General features: G+C 52.3%; 21 protein-coding genes. 8 read left to right on the forward strand and 13 right to left on the reverse strand.

What is annotated here, in order from left to right; genetic code table 11:
* Nucleotides 1-57 precede the first annotated feature (57 nt).
* The gene (hpt, locus tag DSZ37_RS12650; protein WP_109727259.1) at nt 58-606 is read left to right on the forward strand and encodes a hypoxanthine phosphoribosyltransferase; all 549 of its coding nucleotides are present in this window, start codon (nt 58-60) and stop codon (nt 604-606) included.
* Between the two features lie 10 nt (nt 607-616).
* Nucleotides 617-1,978: an NCS2 family permease gene (locus tag DSZ37_RS12655; protein WP_109727260.1), complete on the forward strand. Its 1,362-nt coding sequence runs from the start codon at nt 617-619 to the stop codon at nt 1,976-1,978.
* 305 nt (nt 1,979-2,283) lie between these two features.
* Here DSZ37_RS12655 and DSZ37_RS12660 read toward each other — a convergent pair whose 3' ends face one another.
* From DSZ37_RS12660 to DSZ37_RS12720, 13 genes are all read right to left on the reverse strand, one after another.
* On the reverse strand, nt 2,284-4,269 hold the full coding sequence (locus tag DSZ37_RS12660) for a bifunctional 4-hydroxy-3-methylbut-2-enyl diphosphate reductase/30S ribosomal protein S1 (RefSeq protein ID WP_109727261.1): 1,986 nt from the start codon (nt 4,267-4,269) through the stop codon (nt 2,284-2,286).
* Nucleotides 4,262-4,906: a lysophospholipid acyltransferase family protein gene (locus DSZ37_RS12665; RefSeq protein ID WP_109727262.1), complete on the reverse strand. Its 645-nt coding sequence runs from the start codon at nt 4,904-4,906 to the stop codon at nt 4,262-4,264. Before DSZ37_RS12665 ends, DSZ37_RS12660 begins: the two co-directional genes overlap by 8 nt.
* Before the next feature lie 40 nt (nt 4,907-4,946).
* Entirely contained in the window at nt 4,947-5,609 is a 663-nt protein-coding gene (cmk, locus tag DSZ37_RS12670) for a (d)CMP kinase (RefSeq protein ID WP_109727263.1), read from the reverse strand.
* A gap of 38 nt (nt 5,610-5,647) precedes the next feature.
* Nucleotides 5,648-6,181 carry a putative ABC transporter permease gene (locus DSZ37_RS12675; protein WP_109727264.1) on the reverse strand — a complete coding sequence of 178 codons (534 nt, stop codon included), beginning with the start codon at nt 6,179-6,181 and terminating at the stop codon, nt 5,648-5,650.
* Nucleotides 6,182-6,184: 3 nt separating this feature from the next.
* Nucleotides 6,185-6,544, reverse strand: coding sequence for a YccF domain-containing protein (locus DSZ37_RS12680; RefSeq protein WP_109727265.1), 360 nt, complete (start codon nt 6,542-6,544; stop codon nt 6,185-6,187).
* 24 nt (nt 6,545-6,568) lie between these two features.
* A complete protein-coding gene (locus DSZ37_RS12685) occupies nt 6,569-7,786 on the reverse strand; it encodes an NAD(P)/FAD-dependent oxidoreductase (RefSeq protein WP_109727266.1) in 1,218 nt (405 codons plus the stop codon).
* The gene (locus tag DSZ37_RS12690) at nt 7,783-8,010 is read right to left on the reverse strand and encodes a DUF3006 domain-containing protein (protein ID WP_109727267.1); all 228 of its coding nucleotides are present in this window, start codon (nt 8,008-8,010) and stop codon (nt 7,783-7,785) included. The genes DSZ37_RS12685 and DSZ37_RS12690 overlap by 4 nt, the downstream gene beginning before the upstream one ends.
* Nucleotide 8,011: 1 nt before the next feature.
* Nucleotides 8,012-8,773, reverse strand: a complete 762-nt coding sequence (locus tag DSZ37_RS18015; protein ID WP_109727268.1) for a ComEC/Rec2 family competence protein — start codon at nt 8,771-8,773, stop codon at nt 8,012-8,014.
* A gap of 104 nt (nt 8,774-8,877) precedes the next feature.
* Nucleotides 8,878-10,857, reverse strand: a complete 1,980-nt coding sequence (locus DSZ37_RS12700) for a YgiQ family radical SAM protein (RefSeq protein WP_109727269.1) — start codon at nt 10,855-10,857, stop codon at nt 8,878-8,880.
* A 25-nt stretch (nt 10,858-10,882) separates the two neighbouring features.
* Nucleotides 10,883-11,341, reverse strand: a complete 459-nt coding sequence (locus DSZ37_RS12705; protein ID WP_109727270.1) for a GNAT family N-acetyltransferase — start codon at nt 11,339-11,341, stop codon at nt 10,883-10,885.
* 31 nt (nt 11,342-11,372) lie between these two features.
* The gene (locus DSZ37_RS12710; protein ID WP_109727315.1) at nt 11,373-13,958 is read right to left on the reverse strand and encodes an FtsK/SpoIIIE family DNA translocase; all 2,586 of its coding nucleotides are present in this window, start codon (nt 13,956-13,958) and stop codon (nt 11,373-11,375) included.
* 61 nt (nt 13,959-14,019) lie between these two features.
* Nucleotides 14,020-14,730 (reverse strand): ClpP family protease, encoded by a 711-nt coding sequence (locus tag DSZ37_RS12715; protein WP_109727271.1) that lies wholly within the window; start codon nt 14,728-14,730, stop codon nt 14,020-14,022.
* Nucleotides 14,731-14,893: 163 nt separating this feature from the next.
* The gene (locus DSZ37_RS12720) at nt 14,894-15,238 is read right to left on the reverse strand and encodes a DUF6897 domain-containing protein (RefSeq protein ID WP_109727272.1); all 345 of its coding nucleotides are present in this window, start codon (nt 15,236-15,238) and stop codon (nt 14,894-14,896) included.
* Between the two features lie 275 nt (nt 15,239-15,513).
* Here DSZ37_RS12720 and pyrR point away from each other — a divergent pair, with 275 nt between their 5' ends.
* From pyrR to carB, 6 genes are all read left to right on the forward strand, one after another.
* On the forward strand, nt 15,514-16,035 hold the full coding sequence (gene pyrR, locus DSZ37_RS12725) for a bifunctional pyr operon transcriptional regulator/uracil phosphoribosyltransferase PyrR (protein ID WP_109727273.1): 522 nt from the start codon (nt 15,514-15,516) through the stop codon (nt 16,033-16,035).
* Nucleotides 16,036-16,068: 33 nt separating this feature from the next.
* Nucleotides 16,069-17,343, forward strand: a complete 1,275-nt coding sequence (locus DSZ37_RS12730) for a dihydroorotase (protein WP_109727274.1) — start codon at nt 16,069-16,071, stop codon at nt 17,341-17,343.
* A gap of 22 nt (nt 17,344-17,365) precedes the next feature.
* A complete protein-coding gene (pyrF, locus tag DSZ37_RS12735) occupies nt 17,366-18,292 on the forward strand; it encodes an orotidine-5'-phosphate decarboxylase (protein ID WP_109727275.1) in 927 nt (308 codons plus the stop codon).
* Between the two features lie 151 nt (nt 18,293-18,443).
* Nucleotides 18,444-18,917 (forward strand): hypothetical protein, encoded by a 474-nt coding sequence (locus DSZ37_RS12740; protein WP_109727276.1) that lies wholly within the window; start codon nt 18,444-18,446, stop codon nt 18,915-18,917.
* Between the two features lie 127 nt (nt 18,918-19,044).
* Complete coding sequence (locus DSZ37_RS12745) at nt 19,045-20,145, forward strand: carbamoyl phosphate synthase small subunit (protein WP_109727277.1); 1,101 nt, start codon at nt 19,045-19,047, stop codon at nt 20,143-20,145.
* Between the two features lie 123 nt (nt 20,146-20,268).
* Entirely contained in the window at nt 20,269-23,460 is a 3,192-nt protein-coding gene (carB, locus tag DSZ37_RS12750) for a carbamoyl-phosphate synthase large subunit (protein ID WP_109727278.1), read from the forward strand.
* Nucleotides 23,461-23,639 lie beyond the last annotated feature (179 nt).

Below are 23,639 nucleotides of genomic sequence, written 5' to 3' on the forward strand. Positions count from 1 at the left end.
AATGGTATAATTATAATGGAATATTATTTCTGTAATAACAACTATGGAGGAGAACTTATGAAATTTGACAGCACAGAACAGTGGAAAAGCAAGGTCAAGCGCGTCATTATCTCTCAGGAGGAGATACGCGCCCGTCTGAAAGATGCAGGAGCCTACATCGACTCGATATATGACGGCTCGCCAATACTGCTGGTGAGCATACTCAAAGGAGCATTCGTCTTTATGGCGGACCTGTGCCGCGAGGTAACAGTTCCCTGCGAGATAGAGTTTATGGCGGCAAAGAGCTATTTCGAGGGCACTCAGTCCTCGGGACACGTTGAGATCACCATGGACCTCAAACACGACATCAGCGATTATCACGTCATCATCGTGGAGGACATCATCGACACGGGACGCACCCTCAACGAGATACTCAAGATACTGAGAGTCAGAGAGCCCCGCTCCCTGAGAGTCATCACCCTTCTGGACAAGCCCGACCGCCGTGTGGTGGAGCTGAATGCGGACCTTTCACTGTTCACCATCCCCGATTACTTTGTTATCGGCTACGGTCTGGACTACGGCGAATTCTACAGAAATCTTCCATATATAGCTGAATTTGAAGAATGAGGTGCAGAAAATGTTTGAGAAGATATTCAAGCTTAAAGAACGCAATACCAATGTAAAAACCGAAATAGCCGCAGGTCTCACCACTTTCATGACCATGGCTTACATCCTCGCAGTAAACCCGAATGTGCTCTCCTCAACGGGCATGGACCCGACTGCGGTGCTCCTTGCTACTTGCATAGCCTCATTTATAGGAACAGCCTGCATGGCGTTCATGGCAAATCTCCCCTTTGCCCTCTCCGCAGGAATGGGACTCAACGCCTACATGGCGTATACCGTCTGCGGAAACCTCGGCTACTCGTGGCAGGTCGCTCTGCTGGCTGTATTCATCGAGGGTATCATCTTCATAATCCTGTCGCTGACAAAGGTCAGAGAAGCCATTTTCGACTCTATACCACTTTCACTGAAACGAGCGGTATCTGTTGGTATCGGTCTGTTTATCGCATTCATCGGACTCCAGAATGCAGGACTTGCCGTTGACTCGGCTACCCTTGTACAGCTCACCGACTTCCGCGAAAATATCCATACCACAGGCATTTGTGCTATCCTTGCCATTGTGGGACTTCTCATCATGTCCATCCTCTACATCAAGAAGATAAAGGGCTCTATCCTCATCGGTATCTTCGCCACATGGATACTGGGCATAATCTGCGAGCTGACGGGCATATACGTTCCCGATCCCGATGCAGGAGTGTTCACACTTATCCCCTCATTCCACATGACCGACTTCTCAAAGCTGGGCGACACCTTCGGACAGTGCTTCAACGTGGACTTTGACGCAGTGGGCATATTCAACTTCATCGTGGTCATATTCTCATTCCTGTTCGTTGACCTCTTTGACACCCTCGGCACTCTCATTGGCGTCAGCACCAAGGCAGGACTCCTCGACAAGGAGGGCAAGCTCCCTGCAATCAGACCCGCTCTCATGGCAGACGCCGTAGCTACCACAGCAGGAGCAGTTCTCGGAACCTCAACAACCACCACATTCGTTGAGTCCTCGGCAGGAGCTGCCGCAGGCGGAAGAACAGGTCTCACCGCTCTCACCACCGCAGTTCTCTTCCTGATATCGATGCTGCTGGCACCTATATTCATTGCTATCCCTGCATTTGCAACAGCACCTGCACTGATACTTGTAGGCTTCCTCATGTTCAGCACGGTCTCAGAGATAAAGGTGGACGAGAAGAACTACACCTCTGCTATCCCCGCATATCTCTGCGTTATAGCAATGCCTTTGTTCTACAGCATATCCGAGGGTATCTCCATCGGAGTCATCTCATATGTTGTCATCAATCTGGTATGCGGCAAGCGCAAGGAGATCAATCCAATAATGTACATTCTTGCAGTATTGTTCATACTGAAGTATATCTTCCTGTAAGGAATAAGTATCACATAAATAATGCCCCGAAGCATTTCAAAGTGCTTCGGGGCATTATGTTTATTAATGTTACTGAGATAAATCAGAATTTAGCGCGTATGCGCTAAGTTGAAAGTTGAGAGTTTAGAGTTAATGTGTTCGCTTCGCTCACAATATTTAAATATTGTCGCCGAAGGCGACTCCACAACTTTCAACTCTAAACTCTCAACTCAAAACTCAAATCAAAATTCAGCAAAGCTGAATTTTGATTTAAAGTAGTAACTAAAAAAGGGCTGCACAACTGTGCAGCCCTGTGTGTTTACTGATTATTCAGCGTCCTCTGCAGGAGCCTCTTCCTCAGCAGCTTCGTCCTCGTCAGCGTCATCAAGAAGAGCACGCATTGAGATGCTGATCCTCTTTGACTCGGGATCGATGTCGATGATCTTAACGTCAACCTCGTCGCCAACGGAAAGAACGTCCTTGACATTCTCTACCTTCTGGTCAGCGATCTGTGAGATGTGGATAAGACCGTCTACGCCGTCGATGATCTGTGCGAATGCACCGAAGCTTGTGATGGAAACGATAGTAGCCTTAACTACATCGCCAACTTTGTAGTTAGCCTTGAAGATCTCCCAAGGATTGTCCTCAGCCTTCTTGAAGCCGAGAGAAATTCTGTTTGCTTCCTTGTCGAGATCCTTGATGTAAACCTCAAGAGTATCGCCTACATTAACGACCTCGCTGGGGTGCTTGATCCTCTTCCATGAGAGCTCTGAGATATGTACCATGCCGTCGATGCCACCGAGATCAACGAATGCACCGAAGCTTGTGAGAGACTTTACCTTGCCTGTGTAGGTCTTGCCGACCTCAGCTGTCTCCCAGAATCTTGCCTTAGCTTCTTCCTTCTTAGCGTTCTGAACAGCCTTGATAGAGCCTACTGCTCTCTTTCTGCTGCCCTCGGAAACCTCGATAACGATGAACTCTACCTTCTTCTTGAGAAGCTGGTCGAGCTCTGCGCCTCTGGGGAGACCTGTGAGTGAAGCGGGGATAAATACTCTTACGCCCATAACAGTGAGAGTAACGCCCTTGTTAACAACGTTTTGAACGATGCCTTCAAGAACTGTGCCTTCCTGCTGAGCCTTTACGATCTTCTCGTAACCTGCCTGCTCGTCAACCTTTCTCTTAGAGAGAGCAACTGTACCCTCTGCATCGTTTACCTTGATTACAACAAGATCGATCTCGTCGCCAACGCTGACGATGTCTGAAGGCTTCTTTGAAGGATCGTCTGTAAGATCGTTGAGAGCAACGTAACCTGTGTGCTTAGTGCCAAGGTCAACGATAACTTCTGTATTGTTTACGGCGATTACTGTGCCTTTAACTTTCTCTCCTGTATGTATTTTTTTGAATGATTCGTCGAGAGCCTGAGCGAAATCGATCTCCTCATCCTGATTAGCTGCAAGAATTTCATTTTCTGCCATTTTGGTTTGTACCTCCTTGATTATATAGGCGGGGGTCGATGCCCCGGCAGTAATGCCGATAATATTGGCATTCGGGAGTTTTAAAGTCCGAAGCTCGTCCGCATTTTCAATATGATACGTTTTACAGAAACGGCTGCACACCTCATATAGCTTTACGGTGTTAGAGCTGTGTCTGCCTCCGACAACGAGCATTATATCCGAGTTCTTTGCGAGCTCGGCTGCGTCTGACTGACGCGCGTCGGTAGCGTTGCATATAGTATCATATATAACGATATCGGGATCGTCCTTCGGGATCACGTTTAAACACTCACCCCATACTACTATATTATACGTCGTTTGCGCCACAATTGCAAGCTTTTTTTGCAAATTTTTATAATTTTTTTCAAAAAAGGCTTTTAGCTCAAAGTTGTCCTTAAAAACAAGGCAATTTTCGTCACAATGACCAACGATACCCTGTACCTCGGGGTGGTCACGGTCGCCTGCAATGAGGATAAAATAGCCTTCTGCGGTCTTCTCGGCAACGATCTTATGTATGCGCGAGACGAATGGGCAGGTGGCGTCCAGCATTTTGTTGCCCTTGGCTTCTATCTGGCGGTAGATATCCCGTCCCACGCCGTGGGAGCGTATGACTACGGTCTCGTCCGGGCGGAGCTCCTCTACGGAGTCCACTATCCTTGCTCCCTTTGCCTGCATATCGTTGACAACGTCCTGATTGTGTATGATGGGACCCAGTGTGGCTACGTTGGTGTTCTTTTCAAGCTCGCCGTAGACCATCTTCACGGCGCGGTCAACGCCGAAGCAGAAGCCTGCGGACTTGGCAACAGTGACTTTACTCATTTGCTTCCTCCTCCTTTGGAGCGTCGGCGGTGTCAGTCTCGGGCTCGCCCTCCACCAGCAGCTTTATATCCGCCATATAGCGGTTTTTCAGCTTTACCAGCTGACGGGGATTGGGAGCGTCGCATATCTCGCAGTATTCCGCAGGATCAATGGGCACGCCGTACTTGACGGTAAGGGGAGTGCGGAACTTCAGCTTTTCGCCGTAGCAGATACCTACGGGGATTATGGGCTTTCCCGAGCGTGCAGCGATGAGAGCCGCACCTGTATGTCCCTTCTTGCCCACCTTGCCGTCCTTTGAGCGTGTACCCTCGGGGAATATCATAAGGCTCCTGCCGTTTTGCAGTCTTTCAACGGCGGTGTCGATGACTCCCATATCGCCCTTGCCGCGGGCAACGGGGAAGGCTCCCAGAGAGCGTATGAGCCATGCAAAGAACTTGTTTTTAAATAGCTCCTCTTTTGCCATGAAGGCGTATTTGCCTCTTGCGCCCGTTCCCAGCAGGGGCGGGTCGGCGTTTGAGCGGTGGTTGCAGGCGTAGATGACAGTGGTATCCTTGGGGATATTGTCCCTGCCCTCATAGCGTAGCTTGTACATTATGCGGAAGTAAAGTCTGACCAGTACCTTTATAACATAATACATATCTGTCTCACCTCAGTAATATTTCTGAAAACTGTGTTCGTCAGCCTATTTTCTCGTTTATTATCTTCACGATAGCCGCTGCGGACTCCTCTAAGTTCAGCTCTGTTGTGTCCACAAGGACAGCGTCCTCAGCCTGCTTCAGGGGAGCGGTCTCGCGGTGCATATCCTGATAGTCGCGCTTGATGATGTCGTCCAGTATCTCCTGATAAGTGGGGCAATCCGGCTTCTCGGAGAGCTCCTTGTAACGGCGGTTCGCGCGTTCCTCGGCGGAGGCTGTCAGGAATATCTTCACATCTGCATTGGGGAGAACTACCGTACCGATATCTCTGCCGTCCATGATGACGCTGTTCTCACGGGCTATTTTCTGCTGAGTCTCAAAGAGATAGGCTCTTACCGCAGGTATAGCCGATGTTCTTGAAGCTGCCATGGATATCTCGGGAGTGCGGATAAGGTCGGAAACGTCCCTGTCTCCGAGGAACACTCTCTGTGTGCCGTCGATGAACTTCAGCGACACATCTGCCTTTTCGAGTGAAGCTTCGATGTCCTCGTCAGCGATATCGTTCTCAGTGATGTAGAGAGCGATAGTGCGGTAGAGTGCGCCTGTGTCCACATAGATGTAGCCAAGCTCCTTTGATACCATCTTTGCGATGGTGCTCTTGCCTGCGCCGGCAGGTCCGTCGATTGCAATGTTGATAGTTTTCATACAGATGACTCCTTTATAACGGGCAGAAGCCCTTATTGTCAGTTTTTAAGATGCTCCGCAAAGGAAATAGCTATATCTCCCAGTATGACCGCGGACATCACAGCGGCTGCGGCAGCGCAGACACCTTTGGGAAGCTTCTCGCTGAGCTTCCCCGAAAGCGGATGGAGCAGATAGAAATACCCAACCGCCAGTACGCCGAATATGGCGCTGGATATGAGACTGGACCTGTCAAGTATGGAGAAGTACCAGTTCTCGTAGGTCCAGAACTGTTCATGGAAGATGAATTCCAGCAGGTAGGAGGCTCCGAGCTCGAATATCGTTGTGACTGCCATGGCGAAAAAGAAGATGAACACGGGGTTACGTTTCTTTCTCAGCAGGGCGAGCAGTATAAAGGCTCCCACTGCGTAGATGGGGATGATGGGGAGGTGGAGCATACCGCGGTTGTCGAAGTAATGATACATGACCCATACCGTCGCCACCTCGTACAGCCAGCCTGCAAAGCCTGCGGCTGCAAATTCAAATACATAGCGGAAGAATATCCGCACAGGCTCGGTTTTTTTGTGCTCTGCCATAGTTTACCTGACCTCTGCGCCGAAGGGCATGAGAGCCAGCTTTGCCAGCTTGAACATCTGCATACCAAAGGGGATACCTATTATGGTCACGCAGAGCAGCAGTCCGAATACGGCAAATTCAAGTGCCATTTCGACTCCGCCGAATATGAGCCAGAGAATATTCACCAGCAGGCTTACTGCACCTCCGCCGTATTTTACCTCCTTGCCGAAGGGGCAGAAGCTCAGCTTTGCCATTTTGAAGCACTGTGCCCCGACAGGTATGCCCACTATGGTGATACACCACAGAAGTCCGATCAGCAGCCAGCTCAGTCCGCTGAGAAATCCGCCGAAAATAAGCCATAAAAGATTACCTAAACACCCCATATTTTTCCCCTTTCCGTTTCGTTACTACATATTCACTGCCGCTGTGTAGGCAGTGGAGAAGGCTATCTGGAGATTGAAGCCTCCCGTATAAGCGTCCACGTCGATTACCTCGCCTGCGAAGTAGAGACCGCGGACCAGCTTTGACTCCATAGTCTTCGGGTCTATCTCCTTGGTGGAGATGCCGCCGCTTGTGATTATGGCTTCATCTATGGGACGGAAGCCCGATATCCTTACGGGGAAGGACTTTATCAGCTCCCCGAAGCTGTGTCTCTGTTCCTTGGTAATGCCATTTATCTTCTGCTCAGGAGCTATCCCCGACAGCCTTACCGCTACGGGTATGAGCTTTGCAGGCAGAAGCTTGCGGATACCGTTCTGGAAGTCCCTGTTGAGGTTCTCCGCGAAGTCGCGCTGTATCCTTGCGTCAAGCTGCTCGGGGGTCAGTGCGGGCTTTAAGTCGATGAGGAGCCTGTACTTATCCGGTGCCATATTGCGTATGTGGGAGCTTGCACTGAGCACAAGGGGACCCGAGACTCCGAAATGAGTGAACAGCATCTCGCCCATTTCGCTGTATATGCACTTTTCTCCCTCCATGAGCTTTACGGTCACATTGCGGAGTGAGAGTCCCATCATCTCCGCGCAGAATTTATCGGGAGAGGTTAGGGGCACCAGCGAGGGCTTCAGCTCCGTAACCGTATGTCCCAGTGCCTCCGCAAGGGAGTAGCCGTCCCCTGTGGAGCCTGTTGCAGGGTAGGATTTGCCGCCGCAGGCAATGAGAACTGCCGATGAGCGGTACTCCTCGCCCCCTGCCTTTACGCCGCATACAGCGCCGTCCTCGGTGAGTATCTTGGTGACCCTCTTATTTATGACCTTTACGCCCAGCTTCTTCATTTCACGGGCAAGGGCATCGGCTATGTCGTTGGCGTTGTCGCTGACGGGAAACACCCTGTTGCCCCGCTCGGTCTTCAGGGGCACTCCCAGCTCCTCGAAGAAGCTCATGGTGCATTCCGCGTCAAAGCCTGCAAAGGAGCTGTACATAAAGCGCGGATTGACGGGTATATTCTTCATATGCTCGTCGGAGGGACTGTTGTTGGTGACATTGCAGCGTCCCTTTCCCGTTATGCGGAGCTTTCTGCCAAGCTTTTCGTTTTTCTCAAAGAGCAGCACTGTCTTGCCGAAGCGTGCTGCATTGACAGCGGCAAAGCAGCCTGCTGCGCCGCCGCCTATAATAATAGTATCGGTCATTGTTTTCCTCTTTTATCCTTGCCCGTAAGCCTGCGGAGCCGCCTTGCGTGGCTGCTGCGCCGCTGTTCGGTGGTACTTGTATCAACTGCGAAGTGCCCGTTCCTTTCGGTAAGCACATCTCCCTCGCGGACTCCCTCGGGGAGACTGCTGCGGAGCACGGTGACTGTGCCGTTTTCGGTCTCCAGCACGGCGTATCCGCCTTCAAATCTGTCCAGAACAGTCATATCATGCGCCCCTTTCCGTTGAGAATGTCAGCTTGCTGCCGTCCGAGGATACCACTATTGAGCCGTTGAGGTCGGTGCGGTATATCTGTGAGGTATACATCCCCAGTCGGCGGAGAGTGCTCTTTGTGGGGTGACCGTAGGGATTGTCACTTCCGCAGGAGATAACTGCCGCCTGCGGCTCTATCTCCCTCAGCAGCTCCTCCGTTGAGGAGTAGGCGCTGCCGTGATGACCTGCCTTGTAAAGTGTTACCTTGCCAAGTCTGCCGCTTTTCAGCATAGCTGCCTCGGACTCTGCCCCTGCGTCCCCTGTCAGCAGGAATGTGTTGCTGCCGTGGGTGATGAAAAGACTGACGGAATAGTCGTTTACGTCCTCGTGGAAGCTGCCGTCGGGAGCGACTATCTCGCCCTCCGCGCTGCCGATATGTATGACCCTGCCTGCTTCCGCTTCGGTAACTGTGACGCCGCTGCTCTCGCAACTGTCGAGGAAGCGCTCGAAGAAAAGCGCCGCAGGTATCTGTTCATCGGGAACATGGGGCACTATGACCTCACCGATGTCAAATGTATCGATGATGCGGTACATACCGCCCATGTGGTCGGAATGGGGATGAGTGGCTATGAGATAATCAAGCCGTCCCACGCCCAGACCTGTGAGATATGTGATAACGTCGTCGGAGACCTCGTCCTCGCCGCAGTCCACCAGCATGGTGACGCCGTTGGCGGCGATAAAGGTGCAGTCTCCCTGACCTACGTCTATGAAGTGCATTACCAGCCTGTCCTCAACGGGAAAGGTGTGGACGGGCTTGCGGAAATGCCTGTATCCTATGAATATGAGCAGGACTGCCGCTATTATGAGCAGCCCTATGGTCTTCAGTGCTTTCTTTTTCCGCTCTGACCGCTCTTTTTGCCGCTCTTCTGCCAGTTCCCTGAGGTATTGCCTCTGCTGCGCTGAGAGCTTGTATTTCTCTCCTGCGGCTTTGACGAAGCTCTCCGTGTCCTTGAAGTATCCTGCCACGACTTGTCACCGCCTTTTCGGGGAGTATTGCTCTTTCCACGGGAGTCATCTGCCACCAGACATTTCGGCGATGAGCCTATGAGGTCGCGCCTGCCTGCGGCTTTGAGAGCCTCCAGCACTATCTCCCTGTTCTGAGGGCGGAAGTATTGCAGCAGAGCTCGCTGCATAGCCTTTTCCTTCGGAGTTTTCGGAACATAGACCTTCTCCATGGTGTAGGGGTCAAGCTCCGTGTAGAACATAGCCGTGGAGATAGTTCCCGGGGTGGGGTAGAAGTCCTGCACCTGCTCGGGACGTATCTTGTTGTCCCTGAGGAAAAGTGCTAAGTCGATAGCCTCGTTGAGAGTGCTTCCGGGGTGTGAGGACATAAGGTAGGGGACGAGATACTGTTCCTTGCCCATGCCCTTGGTTATTTCGTAGAAGCGCTTCTGGAAGCGCTTGTAGGCTTCGATATGGGGCTTGCCCATCTTGTCCAGCACCACCGCCGAGCAGTGCTCGGGAGCGACCTTCAGCTGACCGCTGACATGGTGCATTATCAGCTCCTTCATGAACTCATCGTCCTTGTCCTCAATGAGGTAGTCGTAACGTATTCCCGAGCGGATAAAGACCTTTTTCACGCCCTTGACCTTGCGTATCTTGCGGAGCATAGCCAGGTATTCGCTGTGGTCCACTTTAAGGGCGGGACAGGGGGTGGGAGCAAGGCATTTCTTGCCCATGCAAAGTCCCTTGGTGAGCTGCTTGTCGCAGGAGGGGCGGCGGAAGTCCGCCGTTGGACCGCCTACGTCGTGTATGTAGCCCTTGAAATCGGGCATTTTTGTTATGCGCTCCGCTTCCTTCAGTACCGACTCCTCGCTCCTGACGGTGACACGCCTGCCCTGATGGAGGGCGATGGAGCAGAAGTTGCAGTAGCCGAAGCAGCCGCGGTTGTGGGTGATTGAGAAGCGTACCTCCTCTATGCCCGGGACTCCCCCCAGCGCCTCATAAGATGGGTGGATAGCCCTCATGTAGGGCAGTGAGTAGATGTGGTCCAGCTCCTCTGTGGTAAGGCTGTATGCAGGGGGCAGCTGCACCAGCATCATCTTGCCGTGGCGCTGGATTATGGTCTTTCCGTAGACCTCGTCCTGCCAGTCATACTGTATTTTTACCGCTTTTGCGTACTCGGGCTTGCTGTCTCTTACCTGCTCGAAGGAGGGGCACTGTGCTGCGCCTATGGGAGTGTTCACGGGCTCTGTCAGATAGCAGGTGCCGCGGATATCGTGCATATCGTGGATGCTCTCGCCCTTTGCCAGACGGGTGCAGAGCTCCTGTATCTGGTGCTCGCCCATGCCGTACATGAGCAGATCGGCACCGCTGTCCACCAGTACCGAGGGGCGGACTGCATCATCCCAGTAGTCGTAGTGTGCGAAGCGGCGGAGAGAAGCCTCCAGACCGCCGATGGCTATGGGGACGTCGCCGAAGTATTCGCGCAGCTTCTGACAGTAGACTATGACCGCACGGTCGGGGCGCTTGCCTGCAACACCGCCTGCGGTATATGCGTCATCGGAACGCTTTCTCTTGGCGGCGGTGTAGTGTGCCACCATTGAGTCGATATTGCCTGCGGTGACGAGAAAGGCGTACTTTGGAGCGCCAAAGCGGCGGAAGTCTCTGTCTGTATGCCAGTCGGGCTGGGAGATGATACCTATAGTGAAGCCCATGCTTTCAATGAGACGGGTAACGATAGCCGCACCGAAGCTGGGGTGGTCAACGTAGGCGTCACCCGTTATGTATATGAAATCGAACTGCTCAATGCCCAGCTCGTCCATTTCCTTTCTTGTGGTAGGAAGGAATCCTTCGTACATCATATCACTCCCTGAAAACTGATCTTTACGCCAGAGACATCACATAGATCTGGCAGGGGTTATCGTCGCCCCATATCTCGTTTATGACCTCCAGCTCCTTGAAGCCGCAGGCAAGATAGAAACGGTTTGTCCTGTCGTAGTCCTCATACACGCCCATTTTCACGGTCTTGACCTGCATGAATTCATAGCCCTGAGCCTTGGCGGTCTTTTTTGCCTCCTCAAAGAGCTGCATACCTATGCCGCTGCGGTGGAACTCCCTGAGAACGCCCATGACAGCCAGCTCCACAGTCTCCCTGCCTGTCTCCTTGAGACAGAGGAAGCCCACATATTCGTTGTTTTCCTCAGCTGCGATGAAGGTCTGTCCTGCGCTTTCCGCGATGTACTTCTCGCGGCTCTCGTCCACCTCGAACCAGTCATGGAGAGCCTCCAGCACCTTTCTTGCAACTGCTCTTTTTGTATCTGCATCTGTGATATGTTTTATCAAACCTGTATTCTCCTTATGTGAAATACGAGCCTTATTCGTCCATTCTGCGCAGACGCCACTCGTCGTACTGCATTTTCGACATGAGCACCTTTCTTGGCTTTGCACCCTCGCTGGCGCCGATGACTCCGCGCTCCTCCAGCTCGTCCATTATTCTTGCAGCCCTTGCGTAGCCAAGCTTCAGCTTTCTCTGGAGCATTGATGTGGACAGCTGTCCTGCCTCCACGGCTACCTTTATGGCTGCCTCTACTATATCTTCGTCGCTGTTTCCGCCCGAGTGGGAGCCGCTGTCGCTGCTGCCCGAATCTCCTGCGGACTGAGTGGAATAATTATCAACTGCAACTGTTATCGCGGGGTCGTAGGTGACCTCAGCTTCGGATTTTATGTAGCGCACTGTCTCGGCAATGTCCTCATTGGGTGAGAAGCAGCCCTGCACACGGACGGGTTTTCCGGCACCGATAGGCATATACAGCATATCGCCGTTGCCCAGGAGCTTGTCCGCGCCTGCCATATCGATTATGGTTCGGGAGTCTATCTGTGACTTTACCGAAAGAGCGATACGGCTGGGGATATTAGCCTTGATGAGACCAGTGATAACGTCCGTGGTAGGACGCTGTGTGGCAACTACAAGGTGCATACCTGCGGCACGTCCCATCTGCGCCAGACGGCAGATGTAGTCCTCGACCTCTTTTCCTGCCACCAGCATCATATCAGCCAGCTCGTCGATGAATATGACTACCTGCGGCATGGGGTCACGGTCTCCGTCCACCTCTGCCAGCTCGTTGTAGGACTTCAGGTCGTTGGCGCCTGCATCGGCGAAGATATTGTATCTTCGCATCATCTCGTTGACAGCCCAGCTCAGCGCACCTGCGGCGCGCTTACAGTCGGTGACTATGGGGATGAGCAGGTGGGGGATATCCTCGAATATCTTGAACTCAACTATCTTCGGGTCGATGAGTATGAGCTTTACCTCATCGGGAGTTGCGTTGTAGAGTATGCTCATTATGATGGAACGGGTGCAGACAGACTTACCCGAACCCGTAGTGCCTGCGATGATGACATGGGGCATCTTGGAGATGTCTCCGAGGATTATGTTGCCTGTGATGTCCTTGCCCACCGCAAATGTAAGCTTGCTCTTTGACTCCCTGAACTCGGGGGAGTTGATTATCTCGCGGAGAGTTACCGTGTCCTTGGTGGTGTTGGGTATCTCTATTCCCACAGCTGCCTTGCCGGGGACGGGAGCCTCTATACGGACGCCCTGTGCCGCAAGGCTGAGGGCGATATCGTCCTCAAGTCCCTTTATCTTCGAGACCTTTATTCCGGGGCCCGGCTGTATCTCATAACGGGTTATGGAGGGGCCGCGGAAGATGTCCTTTATCTTGACCTCAACGCCGAAGCTGGAAAGGGTGTTCTTTATTACCTCAGCCTTTTCGCGCATCTCCTCAACAGCCTCCGCACGGTTTGAGCGTACCTCGGGGCGCGTGAGTATGTCGATAGGGGGGAGTATGTATACGGGCTTGACCTCCTCGGGCTCAGGCTCCTCCTCGGGGAGCTCCTCCTCGGGAGTATCGGGCTTGCCGTCGGCAGCCTTGCTTATGAGCTGCTCGAGTCTCTCGTCCGTGGGCTCATCGGCAGCCTCGTCCGTCTCGTCTGCAGCGATGGACTCGTGCTTGGGAGCCTTCCGCGCAGGCTCCGCAGGAGTCTCGTAAATGTCTATATCGATAGCCTTCTCGTCGGGAGCAGGCGCACTGCTGTCGTGTACGATGAGGTGGTCGGTGGGCAGGGGGATATCAAGGAAGAAGCCGTCAGGGAGAGCTTCCACAGCCTTTTTCTGCTGCTCAGCCTTTTCGGAGGGCTTTCGCGAGGACTTTCTCGGATTTGTCATGCTGATAGCTTCAAGGTCTGCGTCGAAGTCCTTTTTCTCCTTGTCGTCATCAAGGTCGTCGTCCTCAAAGGCGTCTACGAATTCGCCGCCCACAAGCATATTCTGTATGCCGTTGACACATCTGCCGATAAAGGTGAACGGTGTGGCGAGGAGCTTGAGGAAGTCCACAAGTCCGCGCCCCGAAAGGAGCATACCGAACACGAAGAAGAACACCAGCGCAATTATCATGGAGCCTGTCCTGCCGAGGAACTTCAGCAGGGGACCTGCTATGACAAGGCTTGCAACGCCGCCGCTTTTCAGCTTGGCGCCCTCCTCATAGAGTATCTTGAAGTGACCTGCGAAGGTGCCGCCGGGGATGCGTCCCACCACGAATATCTGATAAGCTGCACTTGCCAGAAATATCATGGCTATGCACCAGACCGTCCTGCCGCTGATGTCCTTGCGGCTTTTCTCGGTGCCAAGCTTTATGGCGGTGTATATGAGTATGACGGGAATGAGGAATGCTGCGATACCGAAAACTCCCAGCACAAGGTTGTGGAGAGCCAGCCAGCCCTTGTTTCCCTTTATCAGCACCATCAGTGCTGTAAGTATGCCGAGTGCGAAAAGAAGTATTGACCAGAACTGATTGCTTTCGTTCTGGGGAGCGCTCTTTGCGCTGCTTTTAACAGGTTCTCTGCGCTGCGGCTCGGGCTTTTTTGCCTTTGAAGCCGCGGCTTTTTTCTTCGTTTCTGCCATTTCTGCCTCCATTTTGTTCCATATATGTACTGCGCCGCTCCAATAGCGGTCACAGCTGCGGTCAGTCCGCATATCTTTTCTCTGTATTTTCTATCATGCCGTAAAGGCTGTCCATTGCGTCACCGAGACTGCCGAGACTGTCGATGAGCCCCAGCTCCACGGCTTTTTCTCCCTCGAGGACCGTTCCCACATCGAGGACCAGCTCTCCCGTGTTCATGGTGAGCCTTCTAAGCTCCTCCTCGGGGATACGGCTGTTCCGCGTGATGAAGCTGACTATCCTGTCCTGCATCTTCTCGAAGTAGGAGAGGGTCTGGGGGACTCCCAGAACGGTGCCGTTCATTCTTACGGGGTGGATGGTCATTGACGCCGTGGGGACGATGAATGAGCGTTTTGCGCTGACTGCAAGGGGGACTCCGATGGAGTGCCCTCCGCCCACCACAAGGGACACCGTGGGAGTTTTCATGCCCGCGATGAGCTCCGCAATGGCGAGACCTGCTTCCACATCGCCGCCGACGGTGTTGAGGATTATAAGCAGCCCCTCAACGCTCCTGTCCTGCTCGATAGCCACAAGGGCAGGGATTATGTGTTCGTATTTTGTGGTCTTGTTCTGCTCCGAGAGGACGTAGTGCCCTTCTATCTGACCGATGACGGTCAGGCAGTGTATGAGATGCTTTGAGTTCCGTGAGACGGACTGACCCGTCTCTCTTATCATTTCGGCTTCCTCGGCAGCTTCCTCCGCGGAGTTTACGGCTTTTTCCGTATGGTCTGACATGGTATACACCTCCGAGGATATTCTGTGCAGTCCTGCGTGAGCGTATACATTATTATTATATACTTTTGCTGGCTAAAAGTCAATAGCGGCGAATGTCGGAAAATGTGCAGAAAGAAAAGCCCGAAGCAGTATATGCGGCTGCCTCGGGCTCATGACCTCGTTCTCATGTTACGACTAACTTCTTCTTGCCTTTCTTATTGCGGGGATATTCCTGTATACGGCTGACGTAGTCGGTGTTGACGATCTGCTTCTGACCGTTCTTGTCCTCCAACTCTACCCAGTTGTCCTCGATCTTGGTCACGGTGCCTGTGACACCCGATGTGGAGGATGTGTAGACTATTACTTCCTTGTCGATGTAGTTTTTGATAAGCTCATTCATGATATGATCTCCTTTTTGTCTTTTAATGCGGTTTTTCCTTGCTATCCTTGCCTGACGGAGCTTTCTTGCCCTTGCCGCAGGCAGCAGGACGCAGATGATAATGATGAACCATAAATACCAGTAATTCATAAGAGCCGTCCTTTTCAGAAAGTCTTTGATCTGTTAACATTATAACACGGTTCTGTTATTTTGTCAATTGATAATAAAAATACTGAAATCACTGGACAAGAGGGCAGGTATGTGGTATAATAGATGTGTTCTTTGAAAACTACCCTTTAATCCGATCCCGTGAGGTCGGCAAGGTGCGTTCTTTGATACTCTATAACTATAACTGTATCTATAGCTATAACTGTAAGTATGCTCCCTGCCGCGCGGGGAGCATTTTTTGTTGGAAGGTGAACTGTATGGAGACTAAGCGCGTCATAATGGACGATAAGGCTGTGGCAAGAGCCATCGCCCGTATCTCTTATGAGATAATCGAGCGCAACAAGGGCACGGAGGAACTCTGCATCGTCGGGATATTCTCGAGAGGAGTGCCCCTCGGCAGACGGATAGCCGCAAAGCTTTCCGAGCTGGAAAAGAATGAGGTACCCTTCGGCGCTCTGGACATCACTCCATACCGTGACGACAGCCGCTCCTCGGCAGAGACCGACAAGACCGATATCCCCTTTGATATCACGGATAAGAACGTTGTCATAGTCGATGATGTCATCTTCACGGGAAGAAGCTCACGCGCAGTCATCGACGCCCTCATCAAAAGAGGCAGACCACGTTCCATACAGCTTGCGGTGCTCATTGACCGCGGACACAGGGAGCTTCCCATCCGCCCCGACTATGTGGGCAAAAATCTTCCTACCTCTCACAGCGAGGTCGTAAAGGTATCTGCTGTGGAGATAGACGGCAGCGACGGAGTTGCCATTTACTGAATTACCATTCCACCTACCGAAAGCGAGGTATTTATGTCATCTATCCTTATCAGGAATATCCGCGCAGTTGATACTGCACTGGACACCGTAACAGATGTACTCATCAGGGACGGCGTTATCGCAAAGCTCGGAAGCGGTATCACCGAAAGCGCAGAACAGGTCATCGACGGTACGGGACTCGTCCTTATGCCGTCATTGTTCGATATGCACGTTCACTTCCGTGACCCCGGACAGACCCACAAGGAGGATATCCTCACGGGCTGTGCGGCTGCACTGGCAGGCGGCGTTACGGGAGTCCTTGCAATGCCAAATACAAAGCCTCCCTGCGACAGTCCCGAGACTATCCGCTATATCATTGACAAGGCGGAGGGAACAGGCGTTGAGGTATATCCCGTGGGCTGCATCACAAACGGCATGAGCGGAGACGGTCTCTGCGACTACGAAGCTCTCAAGTCGGCAGGCTGCATATGTATCTCCGATGACGGACGCCCCGTTGAGAATGCGGAGATGATGAGAAAGGCTCTGGAAATGTCCAAGGATAACGGCCTCCTTGTGGCTTCGCACTGCGAGGACCTGAGCATCATAAACGGCGGTATCATAAATAAGGGCGAGACCTCAGCAAAGCTTGGCGTAAAGGGCATGGACCGCGCCTCTGAGGACTACATCACCGCCCGTGAGATGATACTTGCAGCTTCGGTAGGAGCACATATCCACATCTGCCACGTTTCCACTGAGGGAAGCGCTGCAATGATACGCTTTGCAAAGTCAAGAGGTGTGAACGTCACCTGCGAGACTGCTCCCCACTACTTCATGCTGACGGATAAGCTCCTCGAGAAGCGCGATGCGGACTACCGCATGAATCCGCCCCTCAGGACTCCCGAGGACGTAAGAGCTATCATAGATGCTGTCAAGGACGGCACTATCGACTGCATAATCACCGACCACGCCCCCCACGCTGCGGAGGAGAAGGCTGACTTCGAGAAGGCTCCCAACGGAGTTGTGGGTCTGGAGACCTCCCTTGCGGCTACGCTCACAGCCCTCTACCACACAGGCGAGATAGACCTGCACAAGGTTGTGGAGCTCATGTGCGTCAACCCGAGAAAGATACTGGGACTCGGTGTGCCCGAGATAAAAGAGGGAAGCACCGCCGACCTCGTAATTGCCGATATCGGCAGGAAATGGACAGTTGAGCCCGAAAAGCTCCACTCAAAGTCACATAACACCGTGTTCAAGGGCATGGAGCTCACAGGAAAGCCCCTTGTTACCATATCAAAGGGCGTCATAAGATATGACGGAAGAAACGACTGATATTATTTAAGGAGGAAATGAAATGTCATTTGACAGACTTATTGAAAAAATAATCGAACTGAAAAATCCTACGGTGGTAGGTCTCGACCCCAAGCTGGAGTATGTCCCCGAGTTCATTCAGCGCCGTTACCTTGACAGCGACGGCTGGACACTGAAGGCTGCCGCAAAGGCTATCTTCGACTTCAATCAGGCTATCATCGATGAGATACACGACCTTGTGCCTGCCATCAAGCCTCAGGCTGCTTACTATGAGATGTACGGACACTACGGCATAAGGACTCTCGAAAAGACCATCCGCTATGCAAAGCTCAACGGTATGTTCGTTATGACAGACGGCAAGCGCAACGACATCGGCGCTACCATGGAGGCTTACTCCAACGCTCACCTCGGCGTAACATCTGTGGGCGAGAATGCTCTGGAAGCCTTCGGCGCTGACGCTCTCACAGTCAACGGCTATCTGGGCACAGACGGTATCGAGCCCCTCCTTAAAGTCTGCCGCGAGCGCGACAAGGGCATCTACGTTCTGGTAAAGACCTCCAACCCCTCATCGGGCGAGCTTCAGGATATGAAGCTGGCTGACGGACGCACAATCTACGAGTGCATGGGCGATATGTGCGAGAAGTGGGGCGAGGATACCCGCGGAAAGTACGGCTATTCCGCAGTGGGCGCAGTTGTGGGAGCTACCTACCCCGAGATGCTGACAGAGCTGAGAAAGAGACTTCCCCACACCATGTTCCTTGTACCCGGCTACGGCGCACAGGGCGGCGGAGCAGAAGGCTTAAAGGGCGGCTTTGACGAGAATGGTCTCGGAGCTATCGTAAACTCCTCACGCGCAGTTATGTGTGCGTACAAGAAGGAGGGCTGCGATGAGCGCGACTTCGCAAAGGCAGCAAGAAGAGAAGTTATCCGCATGAGAGATGACATCTGCCGGTATATCAATCTGAAGTGATAAGTGTAGGGACGCCCATCGGGCGTCCGCTGATTGAGATTGTAGGGGCGGCGTAACGCCGCCCGCAGTTCAGGTTCAGAGCAGGGGATGCTGCACGGTGTTCCGTTACCATATAATTGAAACAGGCATACCACTATAAAGGAGGAAGAATATGTTTAAATTCAGAAATGCAACAAAAGACGAAGAAAATGAAATGAGAAAACTTCCGTACGGCGGCGAGTGGATATATGAGACAGGAAAAGCAGGCGAACAGGAATTTGCACTTTTTTTAGGAAAGGTAATGGCGCGTTTCGGCAGGAATGATTCGCTGAGCAAAAACTGGGAATGTATGTATTCTTATCCCATAGCTGCTGAGGACGAAAACGGGAATAAATACATAGTTGAAATATACCATGGTTCGGGCGGTCCTTCATATTCATTGCCTGTTGAAAACAGCGGAGTTGATCCTGCACCCTATGAAAGTGCTAAGGATGAGCTTGTAAAGTACATTGAGGGCGCGGAACCTGTGGATTATGAATGGGAAAGCATTTATGCAGATATTCCTGCAAGAATAAAGTACATTATCAAAGACGGAAAAGTTACTGTTGAGGACGAGATAATGGACTTTGATGATCTTGATTTCTGAGACAGGATCGGCACCATCGGGTGCCCGGATATAAGAGAAATGATACCTTTTCCGTACAATGGCGTTCGGCAAAAGATAATAAACATCAATTATACGACCTCTATAAAAAACCAAGGAGGAATTTACAATGTCATTATTCAACATGGGAGAAAAAGCTTACCTCATGCTTGCCGACGGGCAGGTGTTCGAGGGCAGGAGCTTCGGCGCAAAGGGCACGGTCATCGGTGAAGTCGTCTTCACCACGGGAGTTACGGGCTATCAGGAAACTCTCACCGACCCCAGCTACTACGGACAGATAGTCACACAGACCTTTCCCCTCATCGGAAACTACGGTGTGAACTCTGAGGACAATGAGTCCGCGAAGTCCTACGTTTCGGGCTATATCGTCAGGGAGTGGTGCAATGCTCCCTCAAACTTCCGCAGTGAGGGCAATATCAACGACTTCCTCAAAGACCACAACATAGTCGGCATCAATAACATCGATACCAGACGCCTTACCCGTACTATCCGTGAGGTAGGCGTTATGAACGGAGTTATCACCACCGAGGATGTCTACGCTAAGAAGGACGAGCTTCTCGAAAAGGTAAGAGCCTTCTCCGTCAAGGACGCGGTAAAGGCTGTCACCAACAGTGAGACCCTCACCTATGAGCCCGAGGAGAAGAAGCTCCGTGTGGCACTGTTCGATTTCGGATACAAGCGCAACATCAGACAGGAGCTCTTAAAGCGCGGCTGCGAGGTAGTAGTCGTACCTGCCTATACCACAGCCGATGAGATACGGAAGCTTGCTCCCGACGGCATAATGTTCTCCAACGGCCCCGGAGACCCTGCCGAAAATGTTGAGATAATCGAGAATATCAAGGAGATACAGAAGCTTGGCATACCCATATTCGGCATTTGCCTCGGCCATCAGCTCATGGCGCTTGCCAACGGCGGAAAGACCGAGAAGCTGAAATACGGACACAGAGGTGCCAACCAGCCTGTTATCGACCTTGAAAGCGGTCTTACCTACGTTACCAGCCAGAATCACGGTTATGCGGTAGTAGGGGACAGCATAGACCCCTCCGTAGGACACGTTTCCCATGTGAATGCAAACGACAAGACCTGCGAGGGCATACACTATACCTCAGTCAACGCAAGAACGGTCCAGTTCCACCCCGAAGCACACGGAGGTCCGCTGGATACATCCTATTTGTTTGACGACTTCGTTAAATCAATGCAGAATGCATAATGCATAATTCATAATTATTGTATCAGCTTCGCTGATATGGTATTTAGATAGTCCGCGGAGCGGACACCGCAATTATGCATTATGAATTACGAATTATGAATTAAATAATCGGAGGAAATTAGTATGCCACTCAGAAGTGATATAAAAAAGGTACTTGTTATCGGCTCGGGTCCTATCGTTATCGGACAGGCTGCCGAATTTGACTATGCAGGCACGCAGGCGTGCCGTGCTCTCAAGCAGGAGGGACTTGAGGTCGTCCTCGTAAACTCCAACCCTGCTACTATCATGACCGATAAGGCTATGGCTGACAAGGTCTATATCGAACCCCTTACACTTGACGTTGTAAAGCGCATAATCGAAATGGAAAAGCCCGACAGCCTGCTGTCCACCCTCGGAGGTCAGACAGGTCTTACACTGTCCATGCAGCTTGCAGAGGAGGGCTTTTTGGAGAGCCACAATGTAAAGCTACTCGGCGCAGACCCCGAGACTATCCACAAGGCTGAGGACAGACAGGCTTTCAAGGATACCATGGAAAAGATCGGCGAGCCCGTTATCCCCTCAAAGGTAGTCGAGACCGTTGAGGACGCTGTGGACTTCGCTCAGGTGATCCACTATCCCGTTATCGTCCGCCCTGCTTTCACCCTCGGCGGAACAGGCGGCGGTATCGCCCAGAACGAGGAGGAGCTCCGCGATATAGCTACGAACGGACTCCGACTTTCACCTATTACACAGATACTTGTTGAAAAGTGCATAAGCGGCTGGAAGGAAATAGAGTTCGAGGTCATCCGTGACGCAAAGGGCAACGTTATCACAGTCTGCTCCATGGAGAACTTCGACCCTGTGGGCGTCCACACAGGCGACAGTATCGTTATCGCTCCTGCGGTAACTCTCAGCGACAGGGAGTACCAGATGCTCCGTACAGCGGCTATCAATATCATCAAGGAGCTGAAGGTAGAGGGCGGCTGCAACTGCCAGTTTGCACTTCACCCCACAAGCTTCAAGTATGCGGTCATCGAGGTAAACCCCAGAGTTTCCCGTTCTTCCGCACTGGCTTCAAAGGCTACGGGCTATCCTATCGCAAAGACAGCGGCAAAAATAGCTATCGGCTATACTCTCGACGAGATAATCAATCAGGTAACAGGCAAGACCTATGCCTGCTTTGAGCCTGCACTGGACTATGTTGTCATCAAGTTCCCCAAGTGGGCATTCGATAAATTCGTATATGCAAAGCGTACCCTCGGCACTCAGATGAAGGCTACGGGTGAGGTAATGGCTATCGGCACAAGCTTCGAGCAGGCTATGATGAAGGCTGTCCGCTCAATAGAGCTGGGACTTGATAGCATGAACCTTAAAAAGCTGGCAAAGCTGTCCACAGAGGAGATACGCGAGAAGCTACACGTTATCGACGACGAGCGCTCATTCTGCGTGTTCGAGGCGCTCAAGCGCGGCATAACTCCCGAGGAGATACACGAGATAACCATGATAGACAACTGGTTCCTCTACAAGCTCCTGAACCTTGTGGAGCTGGAGAAATGGTTGGCTGAGGGCGAGCTCACCGAGGAGAAGTACGACATCGCAAAGCAGTACGGCTACCTTGACAGCACCATCGAGCGCATTTCGGGACAGAAGTGTCCCAAGCACAAGAGCGCTGTCTACAAGATGGTAGATACCTGTGCAGGCGAGTTCAAGGCTGAGACCCCCTATTTCTACTCCACCTTCGACGAGGAGAACGAGGCAAAGCAGTTCATCGAGCGCACCGACAAGGGAAAGAAAAAGGTCATCGTATTCGGAAGCGGTCCTATCCGTATCGGACAGGGCATCGAGTTCGACTACTGCTCCGTACACTGCGTATGGACACTGAAGGAGCTGGGCTACGAGGCTGTTATCTGCAACAACAACCCCGAGACCGTCTCCACCGACTTTGATACAGGCGACCGTCTGTACTTCGACCCCCTCACAAAAGAGGACGTACAGTCCATTATCGAGACCGAGCAGCCCTACGGCGTTGTGGTACAGTTCGGCGGTCAGACCGCTATCAAGCTTACACGCTATCTCTCCGATATGGGTGTCCGTATCCTCGGTACATCCGCGAATATGATAGATGCCGCAGAGGACAGAGAGCGCTTCGACGAGGTACTTGAAAAGTGCGGTATCCCCAGACCTGCGGGACACACAGTCATGAACACCGAGGAGGCTCTTGTGGCTGCCAATGATCTTGGCTATCCCGTTCTGCTCCGTCCGTCATACGTTCTTGGCGGTCAGAACATGATAATCGCTCACTCCGACGCTGACGTAAAGGAGTACATGGGCATCATCATGAGCCACAACATCGAGAACCCCGTCCTCATAGACAAGTACATGATGGGCACCGAGGTAGAGGTTGACGCTATCTGCGACGGCGAGGACTTCCTTATCCCCGGCATCATGGAGCATATCGAGCGTGCAGGAGTTCACTCCGGTGACTCTATCTCCATCTATCCCGCACAGCACCTTTCAGACCGTATCAAGCGCATAATCGTTGAGTACACAAGGCTTCTCGCCAAGGAGCTCAATGTTATCGGACTTGTGAATATACAGTATGTTGTTTACAACCACGAGGTATTCGTTATCGAGGTAAATCCCCGTTCATCAAGAACCGTTCCCTACATCAGCAAGGTAACGGGCATACCCATGGTGGACATCGCCACAAAGATAATGTTCGGCGCAAAGCTGAAAGACATGGGCTACGAGAGCGGTCTTTATCCCGCAGGCGACTACGTTGCCGTAAAGGTGCCCGTATTCTCCTTTGAGAAGCTCACCGACGTTGACACCATGCTGGGACCCGAGATGAAGTCCACAGGCGAGTGCCTCGGTATCGGCAGAAATCTTGAGGATGCTCTCCTCAAGGGACTTATCGCCGCAGGCTTTGACCTCAAGCGCGAGGGCGGTGTCCTCATCTCAGTCCGTGACAGCGACAAGAGGGAGATACTTCCCATTGCGGACAAGTTCGAGCAGATGGGCTTTGAGCTCTATGCCACATCGGGCACACAGAGCGTTCTCCACAGGAACATGATAGCGGCAAACCTTGTCCGCAAGATATCAGACGGCGAGCCCAACGTGGAGACTCTCCTTGACAGCGGCAAGATACACTATGTTATCTCCACCTCCGCAAAGGGACGACTTCCCGAGCGCGACAGCGTTAAGATGAGAAGAAAGTCCATCGAGCGCTCAATATGCAGCCTTACGGCAGTAGATACGGCGAAATCGCTGGTAAAGGTGCTTGAATCGGGCAGGACTATCAACGATGTTGAATTAGTTGACATCACGAAGATCTAAACCTGTAGGGGCTGGCGTCCTCGACAGCCCACAGTAGGGAACGCCGTCAGCCATTAGCCGTTAGCTTGCAGGGGCGGCGGAACGCCGCCTGCAGTTTCAGATATGCAGCAGATATATGAGATGGCGGCAAAGGGGCGTTATAACACAAAAGAATACTTGAAACTTACGGGGCGATGCAG

The sequence above is a fragment of the Ruminococcus flavefaciens genome (genome assembly GCF_900116855.1).
GTDB classification, from domain to species: domain Bacteria; phylum Bacillota; class Clostridia; order Oscillospirales; family Ruminococcaceae; genus Ruminococcus; species Ruminococcus flavefaciens_R.